The following is a 15616-nucleotide window of genomic DNA, read 5'->3' on the forward strand; positions in this document are numbered from 1 at the left end:
ATCCATATCCTCCCTATCGGGCCTCCGCCCTTTCTATACACAACAACAGACAGTTCCCCTCCAGAAACTGTCTGCCTGGTATGCTTATTTGATGACCATTACCGGAATGGGCGATTCCTCGATGACCTTCTGGCTCACGCTGCCAATCAGCGCGCCCTTGAAGAGCCCCAGTCCCCGGCTGCCCATGATGATCATATCGCTATGTTCCTGAGCTGCTACCCGGATGATTGCTTTATGGATGCTGCCGGTCTCCACATGTTTGGCAGCCCGCAGATCCTCCGGAATCTTCTCCCAGATGCGGTCAAAGACTATATGACTGGGAATGTCCTTGTTGATATTGCTGGACACATAGACAAAATCCAAATCGGCTTTGCATTTCTCTGCGAGAAAAATAGCCTCATCCACCGCCTTGCAGCCATTAACTGAACCGTCAACGGGCACGAGGATTTTTTGAATCTTCCCCATACTAAAACCTCCCCACGCATTTATTCATCGCTTTGTTTACTATTTCGCTCCTGCCCGTTATAAATCCTGCAAGATACCCCGAGAAAATCCACAGCACGCCGACTTTTTCGGCCTTTGTAACTTTTTTGCATATTTTTTAAAAAAGTGCTTGACACACATACCGATTATCCGTATAATATTTCTTGTGATTGCGGGATGTGGCACAGTTTGGTAGCGCGCTTCGTTCGGGACGAAGAGGCCGCAGGTTCGAATCCTGTCATCCCGACCATTGAGAGGTCAAGCCAGTAACTTCGGTTGCTGGCTTTTTTGCTATGTAAATATGCAAATTTATCATATTGTGAGCCGGTTACATAAAATCAACCAGCCAGATGCTATAATCAAATCAATAAGAAAACAATAACGCACATAGGAGGATAGATTATGGCAACGACGGTTATTACCAACGACAATTTCAAAAACGAGGTGCTGGATCACCCAGGCACGGTGCTCATTGACTTCTGGGCAGAATGGTGCGGCCCCTGCCGGATGCTCAGCCCGGTCATCGATGAGGTGGCGGCGGAAAATCCTGCCATCAAAGTGGGCAAAGTCAATGTGGACGAACAACAGGAACTGGCGGCCCAGTTCGGCATCATGAGCATCCCCACCCTGCTGGTCTTCAAGAACGGCCAGAAAGTCAACGAATCCTTAGGGCTTATCCCCAAGGAACAGGTAGAAAAACTTATCGGCTAAAGATAACATATTCCTTACCAGCAAAAATCCCGCTGACATCCAATGTCAGCGGGATTTTTATAAATTGCAGTTTGTAGGTGCGAGCCTGAACACATTTGTTACAGATCAGTGGGGCGGCGGTGGGAATACTTTTTCGCCGCTTCACTAAATGTCCCGCCAGCAGAAGTACGCATCTTCCAGTAACCTGCGCCGGTCTTGCCCGGCGCCATCTGGCTAAACAGCTCTAAAATTGCCGAGAGGGTCGTTTTAGCGGAAACAGAAAAAGTACTCCCCCGTGAACCCCTGACTGCGTATGAACGGGATACCTTCAGCACGAACGCACTGACAAATTGCAACTTGTATATGCATGCCTTTTTATTTTCCGGCCAATTGTTTCATCGCATCCCTGTCGATGATTTTGATGCAGCCCCGGGAGTTCTTGATCAGGCCTTCCTGATTGAAATACTTCACCAGACGGCTGACCACTTCCCGGGCGGTACCCATAAAGCGGGCAATCTGCTCATGGGTCAGATGGATTTCCGCTGAACCATTTTTCTCGCTTTCTTCCAATAAGAAGATAGCCAGCCTGCGGTCAGCCGAGAAGAACAATACCTGCTGCATCTTCCAGAGCATGTCCGACAGACGGCGGGTGGCCATCTGATAGCCATAGCAGCGCACCTGGATGTTGCCATCGGACAATTTGCGGAAGGTTGGCGATTTGACCAGCAGAACTTCCGTATCTTCCTCGGCATCCACATAGACCTCAAAGGTCAGCGATTCCAGCACGCAGGGTGCCGACAGGATGCCCACATCATCGGCAAAGAGCCGGTAGAGCGTGACCTCCCGTCCATCCTCGGACATAGTATAGACACGCAGCTGCCCCTTTTTCAACAGCAGCACACCAATACAATCAAGCGGTCCCTGATGGACGTGCGTCCCCTTAGGATAATGCACGATTTGGGAACCGGCGATCAATATTTCTTTTTCCGCCGCTGACAGATGCGGCCAAAAGTCAAAGTGATGAATAAACAGATCCACAAATTCTGAAGTCAAATTAGTCCCCTCCCCCATTATTTAGGTAAAAAAATTGCCCCCATGAAGGGGGCAACTTTTGCTGTGTTCTTCCCAGTCCCGATATCTTAGCGGAAGAGCTGGCTCACAGAGCGATGGCTCTGGATGCGCATGATCACATCACCGATAGCATCGGCCAGGGACAGCGTCACGAACTTATCGGACTGCTTCTCCGGCGGCAGCGGAATCGTGTTGGTGATGACCAGCTTTTCAATGCAGGAATCATTGATGCGCTGCACAGCCGGATCACTCAGGATAGCATGAGAGCAGGAAGCGAATACGCGCTTTGCGCCCTGCTTTTCGAGAGCCTTAGCACCTTCGCAGAGAGAACCAGCCGTATCGACGATATCATCGATGATGATGGCCGTCTTGCCCTTTACGTCGCCAATGAGGTTCATGACCTCAGCACAGCCCGGTTTCGGACGGCGCTTCTCGATGATGGCAATAGGTGCATGGAGATGGTCAGCCAGTACGCGAGCACGGGTTACGCCACCCAGGTCCGGGGAAACCACAACCACATCATCCAACTTCTGGGAGCGGAAATAGTTAGCAATAGTCGGAGCTGCTGCCAGATGATCCACCGGGATATCGAAGAAGCCCTGGATCTGGCCAGCGTGGAGGTCTACGGTTACAACGCGGGTTACGCCAGCAGTAGTCATGAGGTTGGCTACCAGTTTGGCAGAAATCGGCTCACGGCCGCGGGTCTTGCGGTCCTGACGAGCGTAAGCGTAGTAGGGAACGACTGCCGTTACGCTGTGAGCGGAAGCGCGCTTGCAGGCATCAGCCATGATCAGCAGTTCCATCAGGTTGTCATTGACCGGATAGGAAGTCGGCTGAATGATGAAGATGTCCTTGCCGCGAATGCTTTCGCTGATCATTACCTGAGTTTCACCATTGTTGAAATGACCGACATATGCATCGCAAAGATTCACGCCGATATGATCAGCGATCTCTTTTGCCAGCTGCGGATTAGCGTTACCGGTCAGGATGCATAAGTTTCCAGTGTCTAAAGCCATTTTGTAAAAGTCCTCCAAATCTTTCTTTTCCTAAAAGTTAACACATCTTGGGGAAGTGACACATGTCACTTTCTATCTACAACAGTATAGCACTGTTTGTATTTTACATAAAGCCCTTATTTATGATTGTTTAGGCAATTATTATACTTTATTTGCGCTTGTCAGCCCAGCCTTCAATATTTTTCTGACGAGCGCGGGCAATTGCCAGGGTATCCTTCGGCACCGTCTTGGTGATGGTGGAGCCAGCGCCGATATAAGCGCCATCTTCTACTTCTACCGGTGCAACCAGGTTGGAGTTGCAGCCCACGAAGGCATCGTTGCCGATCTTCGTGCGGAACTTGGTCTTGCCATCGTAGTTGACCGTAATCGTGCCGCAGCCCATGTTGACGCCGGAGCCCATATCCGTATCGCCGATATAGGACAGATGCGGCAGCTTGGAACCTTCGCCAATGACGGAGTTCTTGACTTCCACGAAGTTGCCCATCTTGACGCCGGCCATCAGATGGGAGTCCGGACGGATATGGTTGAACTGGCCGAGGATCACGCCATCATCGATCACGCAGTCATGGTAGTAACCGAACTGGCCCATGACCTTGTTACCCATCTTGACATCCTGCAGGCGGACGCAGGGGCCCACTTCGCAATCTTCGCCAATCACGGTGTTGCCTTCGATCCAGGTCTGGGGATAGATAACCGTATCGCGGCCAATCTTCACGTCACAGTCCACATAGGTGGTATCCGGATCCATGATGGTCACGCCTTCTGCCATAAGCTCTTCATTCTTGCGGCGGCGCAGGATCTTCTCAGCGCCGGAAAGCTGCAGGCGGGAGTTGATGCCCAAGGTGGATTCATAATCGTCAGCAGCTACAGCCCAGATCTTTTCGCCCTGTTTCTGGAGAATTTCCAGCACATCCGGCAGATAGTATTCGCCCTGAGCGTTGTCGTTGGTAACCTGCTGGAGGGACGCAAAGAGTGCACGGGCATCAAAGCAATAGATGCCGGAATTGACTTCCTTGACTTCGCGTTCTGCATCCGTAGCATCCTTGTGCTCCACAATCTTGAGCACGCTGCCGTCTTCGGCACGGATGATGCGGCCATAACCCGTGGCATCCGGCATAATAGCCGTCAGCACCGTGGCCTTGGCCTGAGCTTCCACATGGGACTCGTAGAGCTTCTTGAGCAGGTCGCCCGTCAAAAGCGGCGTATCGCCGCAGAGTACCATGACCGTCCCCTGTTCATCTTTCAGCAGGTCAGCGGTCTGCAGCACGGCATGACCCGTGCCCAGCTGTTCCTTCTGCTCAGCAAATTCTGCCTGCGCACCCAGAGCTTCACGGACAGCCTCGCCGCCGAAACCGGTAACCACGATATTGCGCTTAGCACCAGCAGCCTTGGCCGCATCGATAACATGCTGGACCATGGACTTGCCGGCTGCCTTATGCAGGACCTTCGGGAGTTTGGACTTCATGCGAGTGCCCTTGCCTGCGGCAAGGATTACAGTTACTAAATCTGACATCGTTCTATGTCTCCTTAAATTTATTTCTTGCTTTTCTTTTCTGCTTTTTTCTGATTCTCCATGGCTTCCATGGCTTTAAGCAAGGTTTTTTCTGAGTTTTCCATATGGAGTTCCGCCGCCTTGCTGGCGCTCTTGCGGTCACCGTTGGCAATGGCCTCCACGATTTTCTTATGCTCTTCCAGCGTCTCTTCCAGGCGGCCCGGATAGGACATGGACAGGGTGCGGAAACGCGTCAACTGGTCGCGCAGATTCGAGATGATTCCCACCAGCCGCTCATTGCGGGCGGCATGATACATGGTATCGTGGAACTCAATATCGGTTTCCACGATTTTCTCGATGTTGCCGTCCTTGATATAACCGCCAATAATCACCAACAGACGCTGCAGATGCTCCAGCTCATCATCCGTGATATGGTCCGCCGCCAGTCCGTTGGACAGAGATTCCAACGCCGTGCGGATCTCAAAGATCTCATTGATATCCCGGATGGACATGCTGGCCACATAGGTACCCCGACGGGGCATCATCACCACATAGCCCTCCAATTCCAACTTGCGGCTGGCCTCCCGCACCGGTGTGCGGCTGACCCCCAGTTCCTCAGCCAGCTGGATTTCCATAATGCGTTCACCAGGCTTCAATATGCCATTGCGAATGGCCTCCCGCAGGGATTCGCACACCACTTCCCGCAAAGGCTGGTAGCTGTCAAGTTTAATCGGAGCTAATCTGTTCTTCATATAGGCCTACCTCTTTTGTAAAATCATGCTTTCATGCGGTTCATCTGAAAAGTACGCGTAACAAAAACATCGGCATTGGTTTCCCGACGCAGGACATTGGCAATGGCCTCTGCCTGTTCCCGACTGCGCGCCAGGCCAAAGACAGTCGGGCCGCTGCCGGACATCATGCTGGCCATAGCGCCGTTTTCCAGCATCATCTCTTTGTATGCCGCAATCACATCATACTTTTTAATAGTAACACTTTCCAGCACATTACACAATAACCCCGCCACGGCTTTTCGATTCTTATGAGCTATGGCGCGCTGGATGGCCTCATTGTCCGGATGGGCTTCAGCGCCCTGCTCATCATAATTCTGATAAGCCCAGGCCGTGGATACGGAGATGCGGGGTTTAGCCAGTACCACCCAGGTCTCCGGCATATCGGCAAGGCGCGTGAGGACTTCTCCTCGGCCCGTGGCCAACATGGTGCCGCCCATGATGCAGAAGGGGATATCCGAGCCCAGCTGCGCGCCCAGCTCGCAGAGCTTTTTCTGGGACAAGCCGAGATCGTAGAGCTCATTCATGCCCTTGAGCACCGCAGCCGCGTCTGCACTGCCGCCGGCGAGCCCTGCCGCCACTGGAATGCGCTTGATGAGCTCGATGCGCACACCGCCTGCCAGCTTGAATTCTTCCTGCATCAATGCCGCCGCCCGCCAAGCCAGATTTTTCTCATCGGCCTTGAGCCAGGGGACATTGATGGTCAGTTCAATGCCCGCTTCGATTTTCTCCAGGGATAAGGTATCATGCAGGCCAATGGACTGCATGACCATGGATACCTCATGGAACCCATCCTCGCGCTTGCCCAAAATATCCAGCGTCAGATTGATCTTGGCATTTGCCTCAACTGTTACCATCGTTCACTCTCCATCTCATGCCTCAGGCTTCCTGCAGGAAAGCCATATAGCCCTTCTTCACTTCGTATACGTCAATCTTGCTGGTGACTTCCCAGGGTGCGTGCATGCTCATAACGCCTACGCCGCTGTCAATCACCTGCATACCATAAAGGCTCATGATATAGGCAATGGTGCCGCCGCCGCCCAAGTCCACCTTGCCCAGCTCGGCCAGCTGATAATGCACGTTGTGCTTATCCATCATGGTGCGCAGCTCGCCCAGATACTCGGCGTTGGCATCATTGGAGCCGGATTTGCCCCGGGCACCGGTAAACTTGTTGAATACCATGCCCTTGCCCAGGTACGCCACATTCTTCTTGTCATAAGCGCTGGCATAGAGAGCATCATAAGCGCTGGAAACATCAGAGGAGAGCATCTTGCAGTTGGCCAGCAGGCGGCGCAGGCCTAATTCGCTATAAGCACCGCAGGCATTCATGACCTCTGCCACGGTGTTCTCAAAGAAACGGGACTGCATGCCCGTGGCGCCTACGCTGCCGATTTCTTCCTTGTCTACCAGCAGGCAGCAGGCCGTGCGCTTGACGTCCTTCATCTCCAGCATGGCCCGCAGGGAAGTATAGGAGCAGACACGGTCATCCTGACCATAAGCCAGGATCATGCTGCGGTCAAAGCCCAGTTCCCGGGCCTTGCCAGCCGGCACCAGTGCAAGCTCTGCAGACTGGAAATCCGCTTCTTCGAGATCATACTTGTCCTTGATGAGTTTGAGGACGCCCTCTTTGACACTTTCCTTGTCATCCTTTTTCAGGGGATAGTTGCCCACGAGGATATCGAGATTTTCCCCTTCGATGACCTTAGCGGCATTCTTCTTCATCTGCTCCTGGGAAAGATGGATCAAAAGATCCGTCACGCAGAATACCGGATCATTCTCGTCCTCGCCAATGCAGATCTCTACCAAAGAGCCATCCTTCTTGGCCACCACACCATGCAGGGCCAGGGGCAGGGTTACCCACTGATACTTCTTGATGCCGCCATAGTAATGGGTGTCAAGATAAGCAAGGCCGCCATCTTCATACAGCGGGTTCTGCTTAACATCCAGACGGCAGGTGTCGATATGAGCGCCCAGGATATTCATGCCCTGTTCCAAAGGCTCCGTGCCGATATTGAAGAGCACGATAGCCTTCTCCATATTCACGGCATAGACCTTGGCACCCGCCGCAAGTTGCTCGCCGCTCTTGATGATATCCGCCAGATTGCGGTAACCGGCAGCTTCTGCCTGTTTGATTGCCTCTTTAACACTTTCCCGCTCCGTCTTGCAATTGGTCAGAAATTCCCGGTAGCCCTTGTTGAGTTCTTCCAGTTCCTGCTTTTCCGCCTCGCTGTACTGACTCCAGATGGAGTCTTTCTTTTCTTCGCTCATATTCACACCTCTAATAGATATTCATTGATGATATCGATAAAATCCTGCCGCTTCTCGGCATGATTGAATTTGTCCCTGAGGATTGCACCATGAGTGATGCCTCTGGTATACCAGGTGGCATGCTTGCGCATTTCCCTTGGGCCGATATAGTCGCCCTTGTACTTCAGCAGCAGATCCAGATGGCGCACGATGACCTCCGCCCGCTCCTGCATGGAAGGTTGGGGCAGGATTTCGCCGGTCCGGAGGTAATGGGTCAGCCGCTTGAATATCCAGGGATTTCCCTGCGCCCCACGGCCGATCATCACACCGTCCGCGCCGGTAACCTCCAGGATTTTCTTCAAGTCCTGACAGGTGCGCACATCGCCATTGGCAATCACCGGCACCTTGACGGCTTTCTTGACTTCCGCGATGATATTCCAATCGGCATTGCCACTATAGAACTGCTCTCTTGTGCGGCCATGGACGGCAATGGCATCAACGCCGGCTGCTTCCGCAATCCTGGCGATTTCCAGCACATTGACATGGTCGTCATCCCAGCCCTTGCGCATCTTGACCGTCACGGGCATCTTGACCGCCTTGCGGATGGCTGACAGGATTTCGTAGACCTTATCTGGAGCCAGCATCAGAGCTGAACCCTCACCATTCTTGACGATTTTCGGCGCGGGACAGCCCATATTGAAATCGAGGATATCTGCCGTTCCCAATTCCTCCACATATTTCGCCGCCTCCGCCGCCATATCCGGCGAATTGGCAAAAAGCTGCATGGCCAAAGGACGCTCTCCCGGTTCCGATTCCAGCATGGTCAAGGTGCGCTCATTGCGGTAATGAATGCCCTGACAGCTGACCATTTCCGCATAGCAGAGGGGGCAGCCCATATCATGGGCGATAATGCGATAAGCCGTATCCGTAACCCCGGCCATGGGCGCTAAAAACACCGGCGCATCAAAGGTAAAGTTTCCGATTTTCATGGTCATGCTCAGGCGTTCCTCTCGGCAGGTTCCCGCTTATCTGCATTGCGCTCATAAAGGGCCTGCAGACCGGTCAGTGTCAGGAAGTGGTCGACCTTGTCAATGGTGGCCGACTCCTTGGCAATCATGCGGGCCAGACCGCCTGTCGCGATAACCTTCATCTCCTTGCCATACTCCGCCTTGATGCGGCGCACGACTTCGTCAATCTGCCCCACATAGCCGAAGATGATGCCCGCCTGCATACCCTGAATGGTGTTGCGGCAGATGATCTGCTTGGGCGGCACCAGTTCGATACGGGGCAGCTGGGCCGCCGTCTGGAACAGGGCGTCAGCACTGGTGCCGATACCGGGAGCAATGACGCCGCCCATAAAGTCGCCATCATCCCCCACCACATCATAGGTGGTAGCGGTACCGATATCGATGACGATCAATGGGCCGCCATACTGTTCATAGGCACCTACCACATTGACGATACGGTCGGCACCGATGGCCCGGGGATTCTCATAATGGAGCTTGATGCCTGTCTTGATGCCGGGCCCTACCACCAGCGGTTTCAGATGGAAGTAACGCTCACACATCTTGACCAAAGGCACCACCAAAGGTGGCACAACGGACGAAATGATGATGGCATGGATGTCGCTCATGCTGATGCCCTGATAGCGGAACAGATCATTCATCAGCATGCCGTACTCGTCCCCGGTCTTCTGACGATCCGTGGAAATACGCCAATGCTTCATCAACTTCTTGCCTTCATAGGTTCCCATGACAATATTGGTATTGCCAATATCCAAAACTAATAACAAAGGATTATCCTCCTAGATAACAAATAAAACTACCATTTACCGCTCTGGGGACGAATGGATACATCCCCAGCCAGAACACGCTGGCGTCCCGTTTCCGTATCCACCAGCAAAGCGCCGTCATCATCGATATCCACAGCCTTGCCGGTATAGACCTCGCCATCCCGCACGCCGATGACCTTGACTTCCTGTCCCAGAGTGATGTTGTACTGACGCCACTCCGCCAAAACAGGCGCAAAGCCATCACGCTGCACCTTGGCATACAGATCGTCCATGGCCCGGAGCACCGCCTGGAAGAACTTCACCCGGGGAAGTTTCTCCCCCTTCATAATGCTCAGGGACGTAGCCACGTCACGGATATCCTCAGGGAAATCTGACGCGTCAATATTCACATTGATGCCTGTGCCAATGACAATATAATTGATGCCATCCATCTCGGCACTCATTTCCGTCAAAATGCCCACGAGCTTCTTATTGTCAAACAGCAGATCATTGGGCCATTTGATGCCCGGCTTGAGCCCGAATTCCGTCATGGCCCGAGCCACAGCCACCGCCGCCATCAGGGTGCACTTAGGCGCCTCCTGGGGCAGGAATTTAGGCCGCAGGATAACGGAAAACCAAATGCCCTTCCCCTTGGGGGAGAAGAACTTGCGCTCTAAACGCCCCTTGCCGCCGGTCTGACATTCAGCCACCACCACCGTGCCCTCTACGGCGCCTTCACGGGCCAGCCGCTTGGCTTCATTATTGGTGGAGTCGATCTCCTCATGGCAGATGATTTTTTTCCCGATCACCTGGGTTGCCAAACCATTATTGATCTCCCCGGCCAGCAGGGCATCCGGAGCCACCCGCAGGCTGTAGCCGCTGCGGGCATGGCTCTCGATCTCATAGCCCTGCGCCCGCATTTCCTTGATATGCTTCCAGACTGCCGTCCGGGAAACCCCCAGACGATCCGCAATCTCCTCGCCGGATATATATGTATCTCCTGCATTGCGCAGGATCTCCAGAATCTTGTTACGCAACAGCCCGCCCCCTTGGAAAAATTTACATACTTCTTTATTATAGCGCTAGAACTGCCGTTGCGCCACAAAAAAATTGACCGGTCAATCCTGACTGACCGGTCAAACTCCATTTACTTATGCCGTTTTAAAGGTAAACTCCCCATTGGCAAAACCAATATTGACGGTATCGCCTTCCTGTACTTCGCCGCGGATGATAGCCTTGGACAGTGCCGTTTCCACGGTATGCACCAGCAGGCGGCGCAGAGGCCGTGCACCGAAGTTGGGATCGAATCCCTGGTCGGCTAGTGCCGTCAGGGCGTCTTCGTCCCAGCCTAAGGTGATCTTGACTTGGCGCTGCAGGCGCTCGCCCAGAGCCTTCAGCAGGATGCCGGCGATATTCTTGACCTGTTCCTTGGCCAGAGCCTTGAAGACGATGATATCGTCCACACGGTTCAGGAATTCCGGGCGGAAGTAATCCTTGAGGATTTCCTTGACCGCACTCTGGGCTTCTTCATAATCCTTGTTGAGGATTTCGTGGGAACCTAAGTTGCTGGTCATGATGATGACCGTGTTCTTGAAATTCACCACACGGCCCTTGCCATCGGTCAGGCGGCCATCGTCCAATATCTGCAGCAGCACATTGAACACATCGCGATGGGCCTTCTCAATCTCATCCAGCAGGATGACGCTATAGGGACGACGGCGCACGGCTTCCGTGAGCTGACCGCCTTCATCATAGCCCACATATCCCGGAGGCGCACCGATCAGGCGGGCTACGCTGTGCTTCTCCATGTATTCGCTCATATCGATGCGGATCATGCTGCGCTCATCATCAAAGAGAGCTTCCGCCAGTGTCTTGGCCAGTTCCGTCTTGCCCACGCCCGTGGGGCCAAGGAAGATAAAGGAACCGATGGGCCGGTTGGGATCTTTGATGCCGGCTCTGGCCCGCAGGATGGCCTCGCTGACAGCTTTCACGGCTTCATCCTGGCCAACCACCCGTTCATGGAGCACGTCTTCCAGATGAATGAGTTTTTCCCGTTCGCCCGTGAGCATCTTGCTGACGGGAATCCCCGTCCAGCGGCTGATGACCTTGGCGATATCTTCCTCACCCACTTCTTCCTTGAGCAGGGATTCGCCCTGGGCACGGGCGGCAATGCGCTCTTCTTCTTCCTTCAATTGCTGCTGCAATTGCGGCAGCTTGCCGTATTTGAGTTCCGACAGGCGGTTGAGGTCATAGGCCCGCTCGGCACTTTCCATCTGGCTGTTGACATCGTCGATTTCCTTCTTGATGGCCCGCACCCGGAGGATTGCCTGCTTCTCATGTTCCCATTTTTCCTTAAGCGTATTCTCCTCCACCTGCAGGCTGCCCTTTTCAGCGGTAATGGCTGCCAGTTTTTCCTGGGATGCCGCATCCGTTTCCTTCTTCAGGGCCTGCTCCTCGATTTCGATCTGCATGATCTTGCGGCGGATCTCGTCGATGGGCGCCGGCATGGATTCGATTTCCGTGCGCAGTTTTGCCGCCGCTTCATCCACCAAGTCGATAGCCTTATCCGGCAGGAAGCGGTCGGAGATATAGCGGTCCGAAAGTACCGCTGCCGAAACCAGCGCCGCATCGCGGATGCGCACGCCATGATGAACCTCATAGCGCTCCTTGAGTCCGCGCAGGATGGAAATGGTATCCTCAACACTGGGCTGCCCCACCATCACCGGCTGGAAGCGGCGCTCCAAAGCTGTATCCTTTTCAATATACTTGCGGTATTCGTTGAGCGTCGTCGCGCCGATGCAGCGCAGTTCGCCGCGGGCCATCATGGGCTTTAAGAGATTGCCGGCATCCATAGCCCCTTCGGCGGCACCGGCGCCCACCACCGTATGCACTTCATCGATAAAGAGCAGGATCTGGCCGTCAGACTTGACGATTTCGTTGAGCACAGCCTTCAAGCGTTCCTCAAACTCGCCGCGGAACTTGGCCCCGGCAATCAAAGAACCCATATCCAAAGAGTACAACGTCTTATTCTTCAGGGATTCCGGCACATCTCCTGCCACGATGCGGCGGGCCAGACCTTCGACGATGGCCGTCTTGCCTACGCCCGGTTCACCGATCAGCACCGGATTGTTCTTCGTGCGGCGGGAAAGGATTTCAATGGTGCGGCGGATCTCTTCATCGCGGCCAATCACCGGGTCCAGCTTTCCCTGACGGGCTGCCGCCGTCAGATCCCGGCCGAACTTTTCGAGGGATTTATAACCTTCCTCGGGATTCTCGCTCGTGACATTCTGCTTGCGATACTTCTTGATGGCACTCTGGATATTGCCCTTGGTCAGCTTGAATTCCTTGCAGATGGTCTGCACATCATTGCTGCCATCCACAGCCAGGCCTAAGAGCAGATGTTCCGTGGAAAGGTAGTCATCCTTCATGGACTTAGCGAATTCCTCGGCTCTTGCCAGCACCCGCACCATATCCATGCCCATGGAAAGACGGTCCGTGCCCCGGACACTCGGGATCTTGCCCAATTCCTGTTCCAGACGGGCCTTGAGCATTGGCAGATCCGTCTGACATTCATTGAAGATATCGGTGAGTAGCCCTTCCGGCTCTTTGGCCAAAGCCAGCAGCACGTGCAGGGAAGTGATTTCCTGCTGATAGCGCATGGCCGCCATCTGCTGGGCAGCCTGCAAAGCCGCCATGGTTTTTGCGGTGTATTTTTCCTGTCCCATAATGTATTCCTCCGTAACTTCGCGGTTAAGTTTCATCTTCAAGTTCTATTATACAGGATAAGGTCAAAAAGTCAAATACTATTTCTGACTTTTTGACCTTAAACCTTGTCTTCCCTGCTCATTTTAAGCTATAATAGGGAAAGCTGATCATAAGGAGGATTTTTTCATGACACAGAATGAATTCCATAAATTAGTCCATGTGGTAATGGACTCCAAGGCCAAACCACCCGAAAGCCTGTTCAACGGTGGTATGGACAGCTGGCGCGCCCGGGCAAGACTGGCACATTTCCTTGCCATGGACGAGATCGACAAGAAGGACGAGGCCAGCGAGCTTTTCCATAGCGTGGTTGAGGCCGACTACGACGAGGAAAACAGCGAAGAAGTTGAAGAATACGTCTTCGCCCTGCAGAAGCTCAGTGCACTCGAAAAAGATCAAGAAAAATATGATGAAGCGCTGAACCATATCAATCAGGCCATCGAAGCCGGCGAAGGCACGGACTTCCTCTACAAGTATATCCTGCGTGGCGAACTTTGGGCCGACCGTTGGAATATCCTGCACAAGATGGGCATGACTGCCGATGCGGAAAAGGAAGTCGATGAACGCATCGAGGCCTACAAGGACATCCCCATCGAACATAACAGCTATCTCTACTATGGCTACCGCTTCAAGGCCCAGTTGGCAGCTGCCCGCGGCGTGACCTTAGTCGCCAAGGATTATATGCATATGGCCATCCATGCCATGGAAATTCCCGAAAACTATCAGGCCGGACTCGAAAAAGCGTTTGCGGCTGACCATGATAATGCCTCCTGGATTCTGGCCGAAGTGGATAAGGCTACGCCGAATCCGGATATGTTGCATTGGGACATTTAAGATTACCACCATTGATTCGTTAATGATTGTCCATTCCGTTTAGGAAAGCCCGGGGTAACTATTTCTTCCGCTGAGACGCTTACGCGCCAAACGCTCTAGAAATAGTTACCCCGGGCTTTCTCTGTTTATGCCTGCCAATATATGTTCGCTTTATTTGCGGGTTATGCTGATTCCGCGGATGGTCTCGGGCAGCAGCGCCGCCGCTTCTTTGTCAATAATCACAGCCACATCACGGTGTAGCTGCAGGATTGAGGCCGGCGCCTCCGGCGTCACATCACCACAGACAGCCTTATACACGGCTTCCGCTTTATTGCGGCCATTGGCCAGCAAAATGACGTGTTCCGCCATCATAATGGTCTTGATGCCCATGCTTATGGCATAACGTGGGACTTCTTCTGCACTTTTGAAGAAACGGGAATTGGCCTGGATGGTCTCTTCATCCAGCTGCACTTTATGGGTGGTGGCGGCAAATTTCACATCCGGCTCATTGAAACCGATATGGGCATTCTGACCAATGCCCAGGACCTGCAGGTCAATGCCGCCTTTGGAGGCGATCAGCTTTTCATAGCGCTCCCCCTCCGCTGCCATATCGTCAGCCATGCCGTTGGGCAGATAGACATTTTCCGGGCGGATGTTGATATGGCGGAAGAAATTTTCCTGCATGAAATAATGATAGCTCTGGGGATTATCCGGACTCATGCCGATATATTCATCGAGATTAAAGGTGGTCACTTCCGAAAAATCCAGCCCTACGCTTTTGTGCACGGCTGCCAGCCGCTGATACATAGAAACCGGCGTACTGCCCGTGGCCAGCCCCAAAACGCTGTCAGGCTTCAGATAGACCTGCCCCGCCACGATATTGGCCGCTTCCAGCCCCATCTTTTCATAGGAATCCGTTATGATGATCCGCATAATCATGCCTCCGCTTCTTTAGCCTGCTGTTTTTCCCGTTTTTTCTTCTCCCGGCGTTCCTTAAAAAAGCGCTTCATGATGCCTGCACATTCCTCCTGCAGGACACCAGCCGTGATTTCCGGCCGATGGTTCAACTGCTCGTTGCCCGGAATGTTGAAAACTGACTCACAGGCACCGGCCCGGCTGTCGGTACTGCCATAGACCACCCGGTCCACCCGGCTCATGACAATGGCTCCGGCACACATGGGACAAGGCTCAATGGTCACATAAAGCGTCAGACCGGACAAACGCCAGCGCCCCAGATCCCTGCAGGCGCTCTGTATGGCAATCAGTTCCGCATGGGCCGTGGCATCATGCCAGATTTCCCGCATATTATGACCGCGGGTTACGATCTCGCCGGTGGCATTGTCCACAAGCACAGCACCGATGGGCACTTCCTCCAGGTCGTAAGCCACCTGCGCCTCTTTCAAAGCCTCCCGCATATAGTAAACATCATCTTTTTCCATTATGTACCCCGTTTTCCTCACTAAAAACACTCCTTGTGTATATT

The 15616-nt window shown here is 53.4% G+C and carries 15 protein-coding genes and 1 tRNA gene; 3 read left to right on the forward strand and 13 right to left on the reverse strand.

The genetic code is table 11. From position 1 onward, the window contains the following. Window positions 1–84: 84 nt before the first annotated feature. Window positions 85–465: a universal stress protein gene (locus SELR_RS09595; protein ID WP_014425027.1), complete on the reverse strand. Its 381-nt coding sequence runs from the start codon at window positions 463–465 to the stop codon at window positions 85–87. A gap of 191 nt (window positions 466–656) precedes the next feature. On the opposite strand from SELR_RS09595, the gene SELR_RS09600 reads away from it, so the two are divergent. Together SELR_RS09600 and trxA are read left to right on the forward strand one after the other, a co-directional pair. Next, window positions 657–733: transfer RNA gene (locus tag SELR_RS09600), tRNA-Pro, on the forward strand. A 152-nt stretch (window positions 734–885) separates the two neighbouring features. After that, window positions 886–1194, forward strand: coding sequence for a thioredoxin (gene trxA / locus SELR_RS09605; RefSeq protein WP_014425028.1), 309 nt, complete (start codon window positions 886–888; stop codon window positions 1192–1194). 354 nt (window positions 1195–1548) lie between these two features. Here the strand turns inward: trxA and SELR_RS09610 are convergent, their stop codons facing one another. The 10 genes from SELR_RS09610 to clpB all read right to left on the reverse strand — a co-directional run bounded on the left by SELR_RS09610 (window position 1549) and on the right by clpB (window position 13283). Then, a complete protein-coding gene (locus SELR_RS09610) occupies window positions 1549–2226 on the reverse strand; it encodes a Crp/Fnr family transcriptional regulator (RefSeq protein WP_014425030.1) in 678 nt (225 codons plus the stop codon). An 86-nt stretch (window positions 2227–2312) separates the two neighbouring features. Beyond that, window positions 2313–3260, reverse strand: coding sequence for a ribose-phosphate diphosphokinase (locus tag SELR_RS09615; protein WP_014425031.1), 948 nt, complete (start codon window positions 3258–3260; stop codon window positions 2313–2315). 148 nt (window positions 3261–3408) lie between these two features. Beyond that, window positions 3409–4773 carry a bifunctional UDP-N-acetylglucosamine diphosphorylase/glucosamine-1-phosphate N-acetyltransferase GlmU gene (gene glmU / locus SELR_RS09620; protein ID WP_014425032.1) on the reverse strand — a complete coding sequence of 455 codons (1365 nt, stop codon included), beginning with the start codon at window positions 4771–4773 and terminating at the stop codon, window positions 3409–3411. 20 nt (window positions 4774–4793) lie between these two features. Continuing rightward, window positions 4794–5504 carry a GntR family transcriptional regulator gene (locus SELR_RS09625; RefSeq protein WP_014425033.1) on the reverse strand — a complete coding sequence of 237 codons (711 nt, stop codon included), beginning with the start codon at window positions 5502–5504 and terminating at the stop codon, window positions 4794–4796. A gap of 23 nt (window positions 5505–5527) precedes the next feature. Beyond that, a complete protein-coding gene (ispE, locus tag SELR_RS09630; protein WP_014425034.1) occupies window positions 5528–6397 on the reverse strand; it encodes a 4-(cytidine 5'-diphospho)-2-C-methyl-D-erythritol kinase in 870 nt (289 codons plus the stop codon). Window positions 6398–6419: 22 nt separating this feature from the next. After that, window positions 6420–7808: an aminopeptidase gene (locus SELR_RS09635; protein WP_014425035.1), complete on the reverse strand. Its 1389-nt coding sequence runs from the start codon at window positions 7806–7808 to the stop codon at window positions 6420–6422. A 2-nt stretch (window positions 7809–7810) separates the two neighbouring features. Then, entirely contained in the window at window positions 7811–8776 is a 966-nt protein-coding gene (gene dusB, locus SELR_RS09640; RefSeq protein WP_041914731.1) for a tRNA dihydrouridine synthase DusB, read from the reverse strand. An 8-nt stretch (window positions 8777–8784) separates the two neighbouring features. Continuing rightward, entirely contained in the window at window positions 8785–9579 is a 795-nt protein-coding gene (locus SELR_RS09645; RefSeq protein WP_014425037.1) for a type III pantothenate kinase, read from the reverse strand. Between the two features lie 29 nt (window positions 9580–9608). Beyond that, entirely contained in the window at window positions 9609–10595 is a 987-nt protein-coding gene (locus SELR_RS09650; RefSeq protein ID WP_014425038.1) for a biotin--[acetyl-CoA-carboxylase] ligase, read from the reverse strand. 114 nt (window positions 10596–10709) lie between these two features. Next, window positions 10710–13283, reverse strand: coding sequence for an ATP-dependent chaperone ClpB (gene clpB / locus SELR_RS09655; protein WP_014425039.1), 2574 nt, complete (start codon window positions 13281–13283; stop codon window positions 10710–10712). 166 nt (window positions 13284–13449) lie between these two features. Between clpB and SELR_RS09660 the strand changes: the two genes are divergently transcribed. Continuing rightward, a complete protein-coding gene (locus tag SELR_RS09660; RefSeq protein WP_014425040.1) occupies window positions 13450–14154 on the forward strand; it encodes a hypothetical protein in 705 nt (234 codons plus the stop codon). A 150-nt stretch (window positions 14155–14304) separates the two neighbouring features. On the opposite strand, the gene nagB is transcribed toward SELR_RS09660, so the two are convergent. Together nagB and tadA are read right to left on the reverse strand one after the other, a co-directional pair. After that, window positions 14305–15066, reverse strand: coding sequence for a glucosamine-6-phosphate deaminase (nagB, locus tag SELR_RS09665; RefSeq protein ID WP_014425041.1), 762 nt, complete (start codon window positions 15064–15066; stop codon window positions 14305–14307). A 2-nt stretch (window positions 15067–15068) separates the two neighbouring features. After that, entirely contained in the window at window positions 15069–15572 is a 504-nt protein-coding gene (tadA, locus tag SELR_RS09670) for a tRNA adenosine(34) deaminase TadA (RefSeq protein WP_041914371.1), read from the reverse strand. Window positions 15573–15616: the final 44 nt, after the last annotated feature.

Origin of the sequence: Selenomonas ruminantium subsp. lactilytica TAM6421 (genome assembly GCF_000284095.1) — a bacterium.
Lineage (GTDB): Bacteria > Bacillota > Negativicutes > Selenomonadales > Selenomonadaceae > Selenomonas_A > Selenomonas_A lactilytica.

Coding starts and splice junctions, on each gene's coding strand:
- SELR_RS09595 (WP_014425027.1), bottom strand. CDS start 465: ATGGGGAAGATTCAAAAAATCCTCGTGCCCGTTGACGGTTCAGTTAAT.
- trxA (WP_014425028.1), top strand. CDS start 886: ATGGCAACGACGGTTATTACCAACGACAATTTCAAAAACGAGGTGCTG.
- SELR_RS09615 (WP_014425031.1), bottom strand. CDS start 3,260: ATGGCTTTAGACACTGGAAACTTATGCATCCTGACCGGTAACGCTAAT.
- glmU (WP_014425032.1), bottom strand. CDS start 4,773: ATGTCAGATTTAGTAACTGTAATCCTTGCCGCAGGCAAGGGCACTCGC.
- SELR_RS09625 (WP_014425033.1), bottom strand. CDS start 5,504: ATGAAGAACAGATTAGCTCCGATTAAACTTGACAGCTACCAGCCTTTG.
- ispE (WP_014425034.1), bottom strand. CDS start 6,397: ATGGTAACAGTTGAGGCAAATGCCAAGATCAATCTGACGCTGGATATT.
- SELR_RS09635 (WP_014425035.1), bottom strand. CDS start 7,808: ATGAGCGAAGAAAAGAAAGACTCCATCTGGAGTCAGTACAGCGAGGCG.
- dusB (WP_041914731.1), bottom strand. CDS start 8,776: ATGAAAATCGGAAACTTTACCTTTGATGCGCCGGTGTTTTTAGCGCCC.
- clpB (WP_014425039.1), bottom strand. CDS start 13,283: ATGGGACAGGAAAAATACACCGCAAAAACCATGGCGGCTTTGCAGGCT.
- SELR_RS09660 (WP_014425040.1), top strand. CDS start 13,450: ATGACACAGAATGAATTCCATAAATTAGTCCATGTGGTAATGGACTCC.
- nagB (WP_014425041.1), bottom strand. CDS start 15,066: ATGCGGATCATCATAACGGATTCCTATGAAAAGATGGGGCTGGAAGCG.
- tadA (WP_041914371.1), bottom strand. CDS start 15,572: ATGGAAAAAGATGATGTTTACTATATGCGGGAGGCTTTGAAAGAGGCG.